The sequence below is a fragment of the Anaerocolumna sp. AGMB13025 genome, from assembly GCF_029689925.1.
In the GTDB taxonomy this organism is placed as follows: domain Bacteria; phylum Bacillota; class Clostridia; order Lachnospirales; family Lachnospiraceae; genus Anaerocolumna.
Window position 1 is genome coordinate 2542402 of sequence record NZ_CP121445.1, and the last position, 16234, is coordinate 2558635.

The window sequence follows — 16234 nt, forward strand, 5'->3', positions numbered from 1 at the left end:
TCGGGTTTGGATACTGTCATTTGGTAAATGAAACCTAAGGAGAGCCTATGAAAAAGAATAAATTAGCTTGGTATAATGTGAAAAGACAGCTGGTATGGTACTCATTTATTATAGTAAGTATTCTGGTGCTGCTGGTACTCACCTATATTCCCATGTTAACTACGATTAAATATAGTTTTTATGATGTATCGGTGGTTGGATTCGGTGAAAAATTTACAGGATTTAAGAATTATAATTTAATACTCCATAATTCTTCATTTTTAAGATCTGTTTATAATACGGTGGTATTGGCCTTAATGGGTCTGGTATCCATTCCTGTCGGCTTTATATTGGCATCCCTGATCAATAGTCTCGGTCGCGGGAAAATCCAGGGCTTTTTCCGTGTCGGATATTATTTCCCCAATATTATTACCGGTGTCAGCGTTATCCTGGTTTTTCAGATAGTATTAAAGGCCAATGACGGTCTGTTAAATAACTTCCTTTCCTTTATTACCGGACATAAAATAAATATTGGATGGCTTACCAATGCAAGCTTTGGTAAATTTGGTGCTACTATTTTAGGGGTGTGGAGTCACCTGGGCTATTCTATGCTGATTAATCTGGCCAGTCTTCAGTCCATACCTTCGGAAATCTATGAAGCAGCGGAAGTGGACGGAGCAACGGGTTTTCAAAGCTGGGTCCGAATTACGATTCCCCAGATGGTTTCATGTTTTGCGTTCCTTTTTATCACAAACATCATTGGCGGTCTGGCACGTTTTACCGACCTTTTTATCCTTGGCGGAAATACCTCGGCAGGACGTCCGGGTGGTACCCTGCAGACCATATTAATGTACATCTACCAGTTCAGTTTTGAAACGCCCCAATACGGTGTTGCATCAGCCGGTGCCATGATTCTGTTTATCGTTACCCTGGCGATTACTCTTGGTAATTTAAAAATGACGGGTTTCTTCAAGAAAAATAAAGAATAAGGAGCAGGGAAGATGAAAGCGAAGAAAATAAGAAAAGTAATAATCTGTTTTATATTATTTGTTATGTTGGTCATTGTATTGATTCCCCTGTATTGGTGCCTGATTCTGTCTTTTGACCGCACGGCCCTGACTACCCTGCCGGATTTCTCACTGATACCGAAAAAATTTACTTTCTTTAACTATACATATGCCTTTACGGCTATTCCACTTGCAAGATTGTATGTCAATACCATATTTGTTACCGTTACCAATACGGTTCTTTCCGTATTCTTTGCTTTGATGTGCGGTTATGCTTTTGCAAAAGGAGATTTTGTATTAAAGAAATTCTGGTTTATCTTTATGCTGGCGGTAATGATGATTCCGTTCGAATCCAGAATGATCCCCTTATTTATGCAATATAAAAACTGGGGAATGCTGGATACTTACTATCCATTGATTTTGGGCAGCTTTGCTTATGTATACGGTACATTTTTTGCCAAACAGAATATAGAGACCATACCGGATTCTCTCCGGGAATCTGCTTTTATTGACGGAGCTGGAGAATGGACCATATTTTTAAAGATTATTATTCCTCTGTCAAAGCCGTTGATTGCTACCTTAAGTATTCTTCAAATACTGGCCAACTGGAACTCCTATCTTTGGCCGCTGGTAACCATAAAGACAGCAGCCAAACAGATGATTTCCGTTGGTGTGGCGGCTTTTAATGCCCAGCAGGATGCGGTTTATTACGGACCGAGAATGGCGGTAGCCGTTATCAGTGCGATTCCCTTAACCATTATATTTCTGTTTTTACAAAAGCATATCGTACAGAGTATCGCAGTCAGTGGTATTAAGCAGTAAGCTTCCTATCGTTTATGTAATGCCTAAGGGGCATCCGGAAGGTAAGAGGAATAGAAGGTGCTTTATATATCAGATTGTGTGCCGCTTACGGCGGGGAAACCCAGGAAAGGACTAGTATGGTTGATAAAAATTGGTGGCAAAGACCGCTTCGTATTATTCAATATAACCTCCAGGTAAAAGACACTCCTAAAATGAAGGCTGTAAAAATAGCCGAAGACTTAAAAGAACTGGATGCCAATGCAGTGGTTTTAAATGTAGGAGGCATCTATGCCTGGTATCCCAGCAAAATCCAATACCATCATATCAATGAGTATCTGCCGGAGGACCAGGATTTACTAAAGAACCTGATAGAGGAATGCCATAAACAAGGGGTAAAGGTCATTGCCAGATTTGATTTCAGTAAAACCGATGATTATGTTTACTTACAAAAGCCGGGTTGGTTTGTAAGCGATACGGAGAAAAAACCGCTTATTTACGGCAAAGAACGGATGGGAGAGTGGTCCCAGCTTATAACTACCTGTGTGAATGGAGGCTACCGGAACGAAGAGCTTGCCATGCCGGTTATAGAAGAAGTGCTTCATAATTACGAGATTGACGGTATTTTTTTTAACGCACCACAGATGGAGGAATGCCACTGCGGAAACTGCCGCAGAAAATACAGGGAGCGATACGGTAAAGTGCTTCCGGACCGTAAGGAAGAGTTTGAGACAGATTGGACAGAACAATGCCTGCGGGATAATATAGGTAACTTATACAGTCTTGTAAAGAATATACGGAAAGAAGTACCGGTGATTCTGTATTATTCCACCTTTGAAGAAGGCAGAAACAACCGTGTTGATAATCTGGATCACCGTTACGAGACGGCGGATCTGATATGTACGGAGGCCCAGGATGTCTTATCAAAAGGTGCAAAGAAAATTCCCCAGGCCTTTAAACCGGCTTTGAATATGAAGCTTGGTAATAGTGTTGAGAATAAACCCCTGCCCTGTGGAATTATACATTCTTCACCCGGAATGGACTGGAGGCATACGGGAATTACACCGGCGGAATATCTGTACTGGATGAGTCAGGTTCCGGCAAACAGGGGAATTATCTGGCATTCACTTACTGGTTTTAATGATACAATAAGTGATAAAAGGATTTTAAAGAGTGTAGGACAAATCAATCACAATATTAAAAAGTGCGAAGTTTATATGGAGGATGCCGTCAGTGTTTCACAAGTAGTTTTGCTGTGGAATGGCAGTGAGGCAGCTATGGGCTGGGCAGAAGCCATGATAAATATACAGTGTCAGTTTGATTTACTGGATAAATTTCATTTCAATTTAGATAAATTGAAAGAATATGCAGTGCTTGTGATTCCCGGGGATTTTGAACTGGACGAAGATACGGCAGAATTGCTTCAGGAATACATAGACTTTGGCGGTAAGGTAATTCTGGAAAGTATTGCAGAGACGCAGACAGATTGGATTCCAAAGCTTGCCGGGCTTAAACCGGTTATGTCGGCCAGCTCTTATCTTACTGCCAGCTATATCCGTTTTGAGCCCGAGGGAGCGGTGTTAAAAAACAAACTGGAAGAAGTGGAATTACTTCCTCACAGGGGACGGGTTTTATATGTTGAGCCGGAGAACTTCACAAAAACTCTGCTGACCCTGGTGCCGCCCTTTGCACCATTAGACGGAGTCGGAGCTCCTCCGGAGAGAGCGAGTATGTGTGTATCCCATACGGAGCTTCCTTTATGTACCCTGAAAAGAACTGGTAAAGGCGCGCTATTGTTTCTTCCCTTTGAATTAAGCAAGTTAGCCTTAGAGTTTAAATTCAGTGAGTATTACCAGCTTATGAAGAACTGTCTGGATTACATGCTTGGGGAAAATCAGGTATTTTCCATGGATAATTCCACGGAACTATCTTATGCAGGAGGACTTCAGGCTATGGTATATAGTAAGGAAGGCAAAAGAATGATTCATCTGGTAAACGGAATCGGACAGCGGCCTCTGACTAATACGATTCCCTGCTATAATATAAAATTCCGGGTGAAAAAAGGGAATGGTGACAGGGTATCAGAGGTAATCTCAGTAATCGGCCAGGAAGAGGTTGACTGGGAAGAAAAGAAGGATTATGTTTACATTACATTGCGCAGGCTTGATGTCTGGGATATGATTCTAATTCAATAAGAGGTGATAAAAATGGCCTGGTGGCTGGAAAATAAAATGCGGATGATTCAGAATAATCTCCGTGATATCGATGCCAATATGGATATTGACAGTTATATTAATACGTTAAAAGAGTTTGGAGCAAATGCCTGTATGGTGGGCTGCGGGGGAATAACCGCTTTTTATCCCACGGAGCTGGAATTCCAGTACAGAAATCCCTATATGGAAGGGGATTTCTTTGGAACATTATTGGAAAAATGCCACTTAAACGGAATCCGGGTAATAGCCAGGTTTGATTTTAGTAAAGCTCATGTCAGCATCTATGAGAAACACAGGGAGTGGTTTACCAAATCCATATACGGGGAACCCGTAAAATATCATGATACGGCAGCAACCTGCATAAACGGCGTATATCAGCAGGAAGGTACACTGGAAATTATAAAAGAGGTTTTGAGCAGGTATCCGGTAGATGGAGTGTTCTTTAACATGTTTGGTTACCAGACTAAGGATTATAGCGACAATTATATTGGAATCTGCCAGTGTGACAGCTGTAAGACCCGTTTCCGTAAAAGCTATGGCTTGGAACTTCCGACAGAAGAAAATGAGTTGGATGAAGTGTTCTTAAAATATAAGGAATTTAAGCAGTTCACAGTAGATGAGTTGTTACAGAAAATATGCCGAGGTCAGGAAGCTTAATTCCGAGGTTTTAGTCTGCACCTATAATCATAAGGGAGTGGATATGGTAAGGAATGAATCGAATTCAGCAGTGGACCGTCCGTACCCTTTTTGGCTTTATAACAGTGAAAATAACGTAGCGGTAGTGGAGGGCAGTTTTGAAGATAAAATCTCCAGCAATTGTGTTATTAATGCCGTAGATATCTATTACCGTTTTATGGGGGTATCCAAACAGTTAAATCAGATCCGTCTCTATGGGGATATGGCCTCCGGAGGTGGTCTGGACTGGTGCATTATCGGACCCTTTGAAGGATATCCGGATCGTGATAATTTTGACAAGGTAAAGGAAGTATTCCAGTTTCATAAAACCTACGAAGCGTATTTCGGTAATTTTACCAGCCAGGCTAAAATCCTGTTAATCAATCCTTCTCCCTTTGGGGTTCACAGCCCTGCCTCCTGGGAATATCTAGGGATTTTTAAAATGTTGAAAGAAGAGCACCTTCTTTTTGATGTGACTGGGGTTTTGGAGCTGGAGGGGGTTGTAGAAAGGCTGGACCGCTACGACGCAGTTATCCTGCCGGGAATCCGCCAGATTAAAAACAGCCATTTTTTAAAAGCCCTTAAAAACACAACAGCAAGTGTAATCGCAACCGGTATGTCATTTCAGAATAATGAAGAGGAGTTATCGGAAATCTTTGGAGTGCATTTGAAAGATAAGCTTGAGAAGGTAAGGGGAGGTTACCTGCTTACAGAACCCAAAGCTATTTTTAGGAGCTTTGAGAAGCGGGACTTGGTTTATCTGGATATGGAATATTATTATATGGAAACCGAAGAGGGAAATTTAAATTATCTACCCCTGGTTGCTCCGGCCAGATACGGGCCGCCGGAACGCTGCTACGGGCATGAGATTACCAAACAGCCATCGGCTACGGTAAAAGAGAAAAATATTTATATTCCCTGGCAGCCTGGTACACTGTATTACAAGCACGGCTTCGAAGATTTTAAACAAATCCTGCTTTTGCTGATAGAATCGGTGGGTATGCTTAACAATCCGGTCAGAACGGATGCACCCAAACAGGTTGAACTATTCTTTGATCAGTGCGGTGACAGGCAGTACCTGCTCCAGCTCCTTAATTTATCAGGGTTTAATGGTACAACATTTTTTGATCCCATACCCATTCATTCCATCCATGTTAACTTTACGGAGATAAAACCAAAGCGCATCTATAACCTGACTCTGGAGGGTAAAAAGGAACTACTGGATACGAAAGGGGTTATGGTACCGGTATTAGAGCAATATGCTGCATATTTAGTTGAGGTTTAAATTTTATAACGGAGGGCAAAGATGAGTCAGAAGAAAAACGAACCCTGGTATCTACAGCTGCACCGGTTTGGACAAACCAATCTGACAGAGGATGATCCAAAGAAATGCAATCTTGAATTCTGGAAAAACTACTGGGAGAAGACTAGGATACAGGGAGTCATAATCAACTGCGGCGGAATCGTAGCTTATTATCAGAGTAAATTCCCGAGGCAGTATCATGCAGCCGGTTTGGGAGAGCGGGACTTTTTCGGAGAATTGAATCAGGCAGCCAGAGAAGCGGGATTATATGTTATTGCCAGAATGGATATTAATTGTACGTATAAAGAATTTTATGACCTGCATCCGGACTGGTTTGCCAGAGATAAGGAGGGAAATCCGATTCTGTCCCAGAGAAGGTATGTCTCCTGTGTCAACAGCGGTTATTATAAGGAATACATACCTGCCGTACTGGAAGAAATTATCGAAAAATACCATCCGGATGGGTTTGCCGATAACAGCTGGAAAGGGCTTGGACGAAATACCATATGTTATTGTGAAAATTGCAAAAAGAAGTTTAGGGAAAAGTATGGTCTGGAGCTGCCACAGCGGGTATCCTGGGATGATTCGGTCTACTGTACCTGGATAAGATGGAGCTATGAATGCAGGAATGAGAACTGGGATTTATTTAATGAAACCACAAAAAGAGCCGGCGGACAAGACTGTCTGTGGTTTGGCATGATTAGCGCAGACCCCTTTGGCGGAGTGGGCAGTTTCACGGATATCAAGGCTTTATGTGAACGCTGCTCCATTATATTCAGCGACCATCAGACCAGAGATACCCTTAACGGTTTTGAACAAAATGCGGCAAACGGAACCCTGCTGAGGCTGGCCAGTGAGGAAGATATTACGGTGCTGGAAAGTATGTCCCATTATTTTAAAGGAAACCGGACCTTTAGACTGACCTCTAGCCCGGCTAGGGAAATATCCGCCTGGATGCAGGCCGGAATTGCAGGAGGAATATCCCCCTGGTATCATCATATCGGAGGCAGCACCAATGACCGCAGACAGTTTTCTGCCAGTATTCCTGACCTGACCTGGCATGAAAAAAACGAAGCCTATCTGTATGGGCGGAAAAATCTTGCCAACGTAGCCGTTATTTGGACCCAGGATAATATTGATTTCTACGGCAGGGAGGACTATATGGAAAAAACAGCATATCCCTGGACCGGATTTTTAAGGGCACTTTCCAAAGGAGGGATTCCTTTTTTACCGGTACACGCAGACCATATTGGAAAATATGCTGACCGCATAGAAACTTTAATACTTCCGGAAGTCGCCATATTAACCCCTTCCCAGCAGGAGGACATCTGCAGATTTTTAATAGCGGGTAAAAACCTGATTATTACCGGAAAGTCGTGTACGCTTAACGAAGAGGGTGAAAAAGACATAGAAAGCCCGATTTATAAGTTACTTGGTATAAAACATACCGGCAAATCAGTCGGGGCCTTTGGTAAACAGGACGGGAACTGGATGAATCAGGAGGCCCACAACTATATCCGTCTTTATAAAGAACGGCATGAAATCTTTCAGGGATTTGAAGATACGGATCTACTTCCTTTTGGAGGAGGAATCCATTTAGTGGAAAGTGACGGAACCTTACAGCCGGTCTGCGGCTATATTCCTTCCTTTCCGATCTATCCCCCGGAATTTAGCTGGATAAGGGAAGAACGGGAGGATATCATACCGATATTTGCGGGAATACTTCCAACCGGTTCCAGGGTCGTTTATTTTGCAGGAGATATTGACCGCTGCTATGGCAAAGAACTGATACCGGATCACGGGAAGCTTTTGGCAAACAGTGTGCGCTGGACTTTGGGAGAAAAGATACCCATTACCGTAAAAAGCAGAGGACATGTTAATGTAAATTTCTATAGAAAGGACGACATTTATATTATCCATCTGGTTAATTTGACCGGCGGGAACTGCCCTGTGGGTACCTATGAAGAAACACTGCCGGTGGGACCTGTTCAGATTTCCTTCCATTCTGATTATTGTGGAGCATTAAAAGCAAAACTTACCGTATCTAAGGAGGCGGCAGCAGTAATCAGTAATGGGAATATGAAATCCATTGTAATAGACTCGCTGGTGGAACATGAAATGATTGTAATAGAGAAAGCATAAGAGAATTATGTAAAAAGGTTCCAGCCCTTCCACAGAGAAAGAAAGTTATGTGAAGAAGGATATATATGCCGGTTAAGCGGATTAAGGAGGTTATTATTATGAAAGAATCAATACACAAATATTTTCAAATCGGGACGATACAATGGATGAGTCATCCGCCCAATCAGTATGAACTGCTGGATTCAATAAAAACCATTGCCAGTGATGATTTTTTTGATGCCATTGAAATTACCCAGATAAAGGAGGACGGACAACGGGAAAAGGTGAAAAAGCTGCTGGAACAATCCCATATGAAGATTTGTTACGGAGCACAGCCCAGGTTATTATCCACGGGCTTAAATCCTAATGATTTAGAGGAAGATGGCAGGTTAAAAGCAGAAGCTGCCCTTATCGAAGCAGTGGATGAAGCGGAGTACTTAGGTGCCAGAGGAATTGCTTTTCTCTCAGGAAAATGGGACGAGAAAGGAAGGAAACAGGCTTATTCCCAGTTATTAAAAACCACCAGGGCAGTGTGTGAGTATGCGGCAAAGAAAAATATGCAGGTGAATCTGGAGGTTTTTGATTATGATATGGATAAAGCAGCGTTAATCGGACCGGCACCTTATGCAGCCAGATTTGCGGCGGATATGAGGATGGTCTGCAATAACTTCGGGCTTTTGGTAGACCTATCTCATTTTCCTACGACCTATGAGACCAGCAAATTTGTTATTCAGACCCTAAGACCCTACATTACCCATCTCCATCTCGGCAATGCTGTCGTGAAACCGGGAGCAGAAGCTTATGGCGATATGCATCCCAGATTCGGTTTTTCTGACAGCGCCAATGATACTATGGAACTGGTGGATTTTTTCAGGGTTTTAAAAGAAGAAGGATTTTTTAATGCAGAAAAACCATATGTCCTTTCCATGGAAGTAAAGCCTTGGGGAGAGGAAGACGCAGATATTATATTGGCCAATACCAAACGTGTAATTAACAGAGCCTGGGCTTTACTGCCGGATTAAGACTTGTACCGGCGGCAAGAATCTGATTGATGAAACAACTGATTTTTAAATCAGGATTTGATATTACGATAAGTACATAATAACAAAAACTAATTGGTAATTGCGAAACTCAACTATTGTATCTATATACCCTGCAATGAATACCATTTCAGAGCTGAATCTTGCCCAGAGGGCAACTGAAGCTATGAAATTCGTATTTGTAATAAAGAATTAAATTGGATATTGTAGGCTATAACCAGAAAACTAAATAGTTTCACAATTATCAAATCAAGACTAATTATAGGAGGTTACAAAATGAAAATTGTAGTATTAGACGGATATACAGAAAATCCCGGGGATTTGAGCTGGGACGGTCTGGAGGCTTTGGGAGAGTTAACAGTTTATGACCGGACACCGGGAAATTTGACCGCGGAACGGATTGGTAATGCAGAAATTATATATACGAACAAAACAGTTATAGATGAAACTATCCTTACAGCCTGCCCGGATATTAAGTTCATTGGGGTTCTGGCTACCGGTTATAATATAGTGGATGTAAAAGCTGCAACAAAAAGAGGTATCCCCGTTGCCAATGTACCGGCTTATAGTACGTTGGCAGTGAGCCAGTTTACCATTGCACTTCTGCTGGAATTATGTCATCACGTCGGTGCCCATTCCGAGAGTGTTCTAAAAGGAGACTGGGCTAAAAGCCAGGATTACTGTTACTGGAATTACCCTTTAATTGAATTAGCCGGAAAAACCATAGGAATTATCGGCTTCGGAAGAATCGGGCAGAAAACGGCTGCAATTGCCCAGGCACTTGGAATGAAAGTACTTGCTTATTCCCGCAGTAAACATAAAGAGCTGGAAAGTGAAAGTTGTAAATATGTAGAACTGGATGAACTCTTTGAGGAATCGGATGTTATAACCCTGCACTGTCCTTTATTTCCGGAAACCGAGGGAATGATCAATAAGGATTCTATTGCCAAAATGAAGGATGGGGTTATGATCATTAATGATTCCAGAGGACCTTTAATTGTGGAAGAGGATTTAAGAGATGCCTTAAACAACGGCAAGGTAGCAGGAGCTGCCGTAGACGTGGTATCGGCTGAACCAATCAAAGCAGATAATCCTTTATTATCAGCAAAAAATATTATAATAACTCCACATATAGCCTGGGCTCCCAAGGAATCCAGACAACGGCTTATGGATACTGCAGTGGAGAATCTAAAGGCATTTCTTGGGGGTAAACCCATCAATACCGTTAATTAATGGTGCAGAAGTATGGAGTGTCCGGTATATATTAATTATGAATGCTAGTTTATGAATGTGATAATATACTGCGCTGAAAGAAAATTATAATAGGAAAGGAATGCCACAGTCATTCTTTCAGTGTAAATTGTGGCAGTGTCCGCTGGCTAGGCAGCGGCAGGTAAAATTTATTATGAAAATTGGATTTATTGGTTTAGGAATCATGGGTAAGCCTATGAGTAAGAATTTACTGAAAGCCGGTTATGAGCTAACCGTTTTTGATATAAACTCCTCCGCAGTGGAGGAAGTGGTTGCGACCGGTGGAGCTTTTGCCGGTTCGGCTGCCGAGGTTTCCAGACAAAGTGACATTGTTATAACCATGCTGCCAAACTCACCTCATGTGAAAGCTGCAGTTATGGGGGAGAATGGTGTACTAACGGAAGCCAGACCCGGAACTGTACTAATTGATATGAGCTCCATTGCACCTCTGGCTTCCCAGGAAATTGAGAAGGCTTGTGCAGAGAAAGGTGTTAAGATGATTGATGCGCCGGTATCCGGCGGGGAACCTAAGGCAATTGACGGAACTTTATCGATTATGGTCGGTGGTGATCGGGAAGTTTTTGATAGCGTAAAGGATATACTTAGATGTTTGGGTGCCAGTGTCGTATACTGTGGTGCAATCGGTGCAGGCAATACCACAAAATTAGCAAATCAGGTAGTTGTAGCCTTAAACATCGCAGCCTGTGCGGAAGCATTTACACTATCTAAAAAAGCAGGAGTGGATCCCGAACAGGTTTTTGAAGCAATCAAAGGCGGACTTGCAGGTTCCACCGTTATGAATGCCAAGGTTCCCATGATGTTAGATAATAATTTTACCCCGGGTTTTAAGATTGATTTACATATCAAGGACCTTACCAATGCACTGGAAACAGCACATGAAGTAGGGGCTCCCCTTCCCCTTACCTCTCAGGTTATGGAGATGATGCAGACGTTGCATGCGGATGGTTTCGGAAGTGATGATCACAGTGCCCTGGCAAAATACTATGCAAAAATATCAGGTACAGTAATCGGAGAGTAAACAATAGGTATGCGCAAAGAGCGTGCGCAAGAATAGAGGTTAATATGGGAGACATCAAAAGCGAGGCATATACAATTATAAATGAATCCATTAAAGATGTACTGCCCTATCAAGCGGTGGAAAAGGCATTGTTAAATAAAACCTTTACAGGCAGTATCGTAGTGGTATCCATAGGAAAAGCGGCATGGACTATGGCAGAGGCCGCCAAAAAAATATTGGGTTCTTCCATTACCAAGGGAATTGTGGTGACAAAGTATGAGCATTCCAGAGGAAATATTGACGGCTTTGAGATTATAGAAGCAGGGCATCCGGTACCGGATGAGAATTCTGTCCTTGGCACGGAACTTGCAATCAAAGCAGTTGAGAACTTAAGGGCAACAGATCAGGTTATCTTTCTGATATCGGGAGGAGGATCGGCATTATTCGAAAAACCGGCTGAAGGACTGACTCTTTCCGATATGAAAGAAGTGACGGGTGCCTTGTTAAAATGCGGTGCTAATATTGTGGAGATAAACACCATTCGCAAGCATTTATCCGATGTAAAAGGCGGAAGGTTCGCTTCGATCTGTGCCCCGGCTAAGGTCTACTCCATTGTTTTATCCGATGTTATCGGTGACCGCCTGGATTCCATAGCATCCGGTCCGGCTTATCCGGACAGTTCTACGGTGGAAGAGGCACAAAATATTATAAAAAAGTATAACCTGTTATTTAATGAAACCATTCTCAAAGCATTAACCAGGGAAACTCCAAAAGAATTAAGTAATGTGGAAACCGTAATAACCGGAAGTGTAAGTGAGTTGTGCAAAGCGGTGGCCGAGAACGCGAAAAGTCTGGGATATACACCTTTCATCCTGACATCAACTCTGGAATGTGAAGCCAGTGAAGCAGGAAAATTCATTTCGTCCATTGCCAGAGAGGTACGATGTAAAAACCCCTATGGTATTAAAGCCCCCTGTGCTGTAATAGCAGGTGGGGAAACTACCGTTAAAATAAAGGGAACCGGTCTTGGAGGGAGAAATCAGGAAATTGCCCTGACAGCGGCAAAAGGGATTGCCGGTATGAAAGAAACTCTTATATTTTCCCTGGGTTCTGATGGTACCGACGGGCCAACCGATGCTGCCGGCGGAATGGTAGACGGGGAGACCTTAGAGAAATTAAAGGGGATGGGACTGGATCTTGATGAAATCCTTAATAATAACGATTCCTATCATGGTTTAAAAGCGGTGGATGGGTTGATTATGACAGGAGCCACCGGGACCAATGTAAATGATGTAATGGTTGTTTTGTGTAAGTAAACAGGATACAATTGCCTCATATCAACGCTTATACTGTGCCAAGAACTGTAGCAAATTTCAAAAGTTCAATTACCTGGGTGAGAGTATGAATTATGTTTTGTAAAAAAATAGTAATGTATGCGCGTATGGCTGCAAGCAAGAGAAAGCGGCAGCCTATTAACGCGAAAGAACTTGGAACAAAAAATTGTAAAACATAATCCATATTCTAGGCCCAAGTTCAGTAATCTTGACGATTTTGCAACGGCCCTTTAAACATTAAAACATGTATCGAGTTTTAATTGGTATTCGAAAAATTTTATGATTCATTTATTCATATAATCGCATGACTAAAAATAGGACGGTTTTGTAAGAGTCGAGTCCCTGTCAGCTTAATTAAGCGTCTATAAAAGTAACGGCTGAATACACAATCGTGAGCATCAATTCGAGGATTTACACATGAATTTGCAATATTGGTTCCAAATATAAATTATGTAATCCCCTTTGGTAAATAATCGCAGGCTGTCTGGATTCCCGCATAAACGAACCATTTCAGAAATTGTAACTGTGCTTATTAATCTCTGGGCAACTGAATTGTTGTTTTGATAATTTTTTATTACCTGATTTATTCCATCTCTCTTAACATTACCCAGGCACCACCAATTTGATGGCTGAATCTCATTTGGGAACACATCAAAATCACAATTGATATAAAATACCGGCGTCTCAGAAACAATGGAGCTGGTCGCAGTATCTTCCAGTAACTCTTTTATCAGAACATTTTCCGGTTTGCCAAAAATTTCAGATAAAGAGCTGCAATTACAGTGCCTTAAAGTCAATTTAACTAAGTAGTCAGGTATTTCCTTCAAATCATCTTTGGTAATTCTTATATTATATAATTTTTCATTTTCACCATCACAGGAACCTTGATGCAGAAAAAGAGCAAATTCCTGTCCGATTTCCTTACAGCGGTTAACTAAATCCAGCTTTGTTATTAAAGCTTCAATATAAGGTAATTCCTTGATGTTTTGTTTGTTTATAAAAATCTGAATTCTTGGTGCAATGTGATGTCTTAGTAAAATATCAATGGTGCTTATGATTTCTTTAAATGCTCCTTTTCTGCCAACATAATTATCCGTGGTCTCTTCTGTTCCGAATAAAGTCAGCTGGCATATCCGTACCCCCAGAGAATACAGCCAATCAGCATAAGTATCATCTCTAACCATTCTCCAAAAACTTATCAATTCGAAATGAGATTTTTTATTATCTGAGAGTTTAGTTTCGAAATCCCAAAGCTCTTTATAATCACCTCTGAAATCAGGTTCTCTGTACCAGCTGGATATTTCAAATTCTTCTGTAAACGGTCGGAAAGCCTGGGATATATATAGCAAGTCTTCCCCAGTCATATCACCGTTTGGTGCAGTACCCAGCCAACAATGTTTACATCTGTTGGGGCATCCCGCCATATCCAAACAGGCTATTATTTTCTTGAATTTATACATAAAACTACGCTCCTTATGCAGCTAAAAGCTGTGATTTCAAATCTACATTGTCTCCACTGGTTCAATCCCAAGAATATGAAAACAGTTAAGTATTACCTGCTTCACCGCTATAATTAATTGAAGTCTGGCTGCTTTAAGTTCTTCACTGGAAGCATTTATAATCGAATGCTGGTGATAAAATCTTGAAAACTTCTGAGCTAGTCCATACAGGTAGTTGGCAATGATGTGAGGACTTAAGGTTTTGGCTGCTAATGCGATTACTTCGTTCATTCTGCCTAGTTCCAGAATCAGTTCCAGTTCTTCTTTTTCTACCAGTAAGGAATAATCGGGGTTCAGGTCCTCTATATTTTCACAATTCTTAAGAATTGAAAAAATCCGAGCTAAGCTGTACTGTAAGTAAGGTCCGGAATCTCCTTCAAAGCTTAAGGCATTATTCCAGTCAAAGGTTACGTTTTTATCGTTTGAAGTTTTTAGGATGGAATATTTGACTGCGCCATATGCAATTGCTTTGGCGGTTTGCTCATCTGCATAATCCCTTCTTTTTTGAATCTCGGCGTTAGCTTTTAAATAAGCTTCCTCCATAAAGTCCTCAAGCAGTACCACCGTTCCGTTTCTGGTTGCCATTTTGCCTTCTGCTAACAGTACGAAGGAATAATGGATTACTTCGGGGGAGGGATATCCTAAAAGGTCAAGAACAGCAGCGATTTGTTTAAAGTATAACTTTTGGTCTTCGCCCAGAACAATAATATTCCGGTCGGTATTCTTTTTTACCTTATCTATGGTGTAGGCAATATCACGAAGAGGGTATAACGAGGTTTTATCCTTTCTTGTCAGTACGAAATAAGGAGACTTCATGGGAAGATTATAGTCGGACTGGTTTAAGACATAACGGCCTTCGACATCTTCTTCCAGTCTGCCGGTGCTTTTCAGTTCATTTAAAATCTCCTCTAAGCGTTCATTAAATAAATAATCCGATTCATAATCAAAAGAATCATAGTTAATATCCAATTCCTTTAATATACTGGTCTGTCCCTGGATACAGATATTTACCAGATTACGGAACTGTGCTTTTACGGTTTCATCTCCATGTTCCAACTGATATAAAAGGTCAAAGATTTCCTGTTCTAAATCAGGATTCTCTTTTATTTGCTGATTCATATCGATATATAAATCCAGAAGGTCTTTAAAGGTAACCTGCTCTCTTTTTCTGGCTCCAAGTAAAAGCATAGCAATCTGTTTGCCGATATCGTTGACAAAGTAATGAACCTCGGTTTGATAGCCTTCAAACCGTAACAGTCGGACAATGGTATCGCCGATAATAGCATTACGGGCTCTGCCTACATGGGGAGAGGCATTGGGATTGATGCTGGTATGTTCAATCAAAGCTGTTTTATTAAGACCACTCTGACTAGAACCATAGGTTTCTTTCTTAGTAAGGACTTCTGATATGATGGTCTGAAACAAAATATCTTTTTTTATAAAGCAGTTAAGGTATCCGCCGGTGATATCGACTTTATCAATAAAAGATAAGGGTTTTATGACTTCTGATAACTCCATAGCAATATCTTTTGGTGCTCTTTTTCTTATCTTGGATAAATGAAAACAGGGGATTGAGATATGACCGGTTTCCACGGTAGGAGCAGCCGAAAAAATAACATCGCAGTCTCCATAGTTTTTCTGAATTTCTTTCTTAATCTGATTTTGAAAATATTGCATGGTAGTTCTCCTTTCTTTGAAAAGCCAATAGTATGGCAGTTGTCTTGTAACCTGACATGTGTGAATCCAAGCGGACCTGGCAGCAATATGCCTTCAGCGGGAGGTACTAGATCATTTTTACAAAAACAAAGAGTCTGGCTTGCAGGACTCTAGCACCGACACGCAGTCACACCAGTGATACCTTTTTCTTATATCAATTGTACAGTCTGCATAGAGTGCTTTTTATTTTACAGAGGATATTCAGAAAACTTTCCTCGTAAAATAAAAAAACTTCGTCTCTAAAAAAAGAGACGAAGCATCGCGGTACCACTCTAATTGC

Annotated in this window: 12 protein-coding genes and 1 other annotated feature (1 of these 13 cut by a window edge); of the genes, 10 read left to right on the top strand and 2 right to left on the bottom strand. The window is 41.3% G+C overall.

Features of this window, described 5'->3' with window-relative positions; genetic code table 11:
* Positions 1–47 precede the first annotated feature (47 nt).
* The 10 genes from QA584_RS10325 (at position 48) to QA584_RS10370 (ending at position 12721) form a co-directional block, all read left to right on the top strand.
* A complete protein-coding gene (locus QA584_RS10325; RefSeq protein ID WP_278274436.1) occupies positions 48–968 on the top strand; it encodes a carbohydrate ABC transporter permease in 921 nt (306 codons plus the stop codon).
* Positions 969–980: 12 nt separating this feature from the next.
* Entirely contained in the window at positions 981–1808 is an 828-nt protein-coding gene (locus tag QA584_RS10330; RefSeq protein WP_278274437.1) for a carbohydrate ABC transporter permease, read from the top strand.
* A gap of 116 nt (positions 1809–1924) precedes the next feature.
* Positions 1925–3979, top strand: a complete 2055-nt coding sequence (locus QA584_RS10335) for a family 10 glycosylhydrolase (protein WP_278274438.1) — start codon at positions 1925–1927, stop codon at positions 3977–3979.
* Positions 3980–3991: 12 nt separating this feature from the next.
* Positions 3992–4654, top strand: coding sequence for a hypothetical protein (locus QA584_RS10340; RefSeq protein ID WP_278274439.1), 663 nt, complete (start codon positions 3992–3994; stop codon positions 4652–4654).
* On the top strand, positions 4614–5957 hold the full coding sequence (locus QA584_RS10345) for a hypothetical protein (RefSeq protein ID WP_278274440.1): 1344 nt from the start codon (positions 4614–4616) through the stop codon (positions 5955–5957). The genes QA584_RS10340 and QA584_RS10345 overlap by 41 nt, the downstream gene beginning before the upstream one ends.
* A gap of 21 nt (positions 5958–5978) precedes the next feature.
* Entirely contained in the window at positions 5979–8117 is a 2139-nt protein-coding gene (locus tag QA584_RS10350) for an alpha-amylase family protein (RefSeq protein ID WP_278274441.1), read from the top strand.
* 98 nt (positions 8118–8215) lie between these two features.
* Positions 8216–9118: a sugar phosphate isomerase/epimerase family protein gene (locus QA584_RS10355; RefSeq protein WP_278274442.1), complete on the top strand. Its 903-nt coding sequence runs from the start codon at positions 8216–8218 to the stop codon at positions 9116–9118.
* Positions 9119–9412: 294 nt separating this feature from the next.
* Positions 9413–10369 (top strand): D-2-hydroxyacid dehydrogenase, encoded by a 957-nt coding sequence (locus tag QA584_RS10360; RefSeq protein WP_278274443.1) that lies wholly within the window; start codon positions 9413–9415, stop codon positions 10367–10369.
* Between the two features lie 172 nt (positions 10370–10541).
* Positions 10542–11426 carry a 2-hydroxy-3-oxopropionate reductase gene (garR, locus tag QA584_RS10365; RefSeq protein WP_278274444.1) on the top strand — a complete coding sequence of 295 codons (885 nt, stop codon included), beginning with the start codon at positions 10542–10544 and terminating at the stop codon, positions 11424–11426.
* A 44-nt stretch (positions 11427–11470) separates the two neighbouring features.
* Positions 11471–12721 (top strand): glycerate kinase type-2 family protein, encoded by a 1251-nt coding sequence (locus tag QA584_RS10370; protein WP_278274445.1) that lies wholly within the window; start codon positions 11471–11473, stop codon positions 12719–12721.
* Positions 12722–13137: 416 nt separating this feature from the next.
* Here the strand turns inward: QA584_RS10370 and QA584_RS10375 are convergent, their stop codons facing one another.
* Positions 13138–14199 (bottom strand): radical SAM protein, encoded by a 1062-nt coding sequence (locus tag QA584_RS10375; protein ID WP_278274446.1) that lies wholly within the window; start codon positions 14197–14199, stop codon positions 13138–13140.
* A 42-nt stretch (positions 14200–14241) separates the two neighbouring features.
* Positions 14242–15915, bottom strand: a complete 1674-nt coding sequence (gene argS / locus QA584_RS10380) for an arginine--tRNA ligase (RefSeq protein WP_278274447.1) — start codon at positions 15913–15915, stop codon at positions 14242–14244.
* 283 nt (positions 15916–16198) lie between these two features.
* Positions 16199–16234, bottom strand: a binding site (T-box leader); it runs 190 nt beyond the window's last position.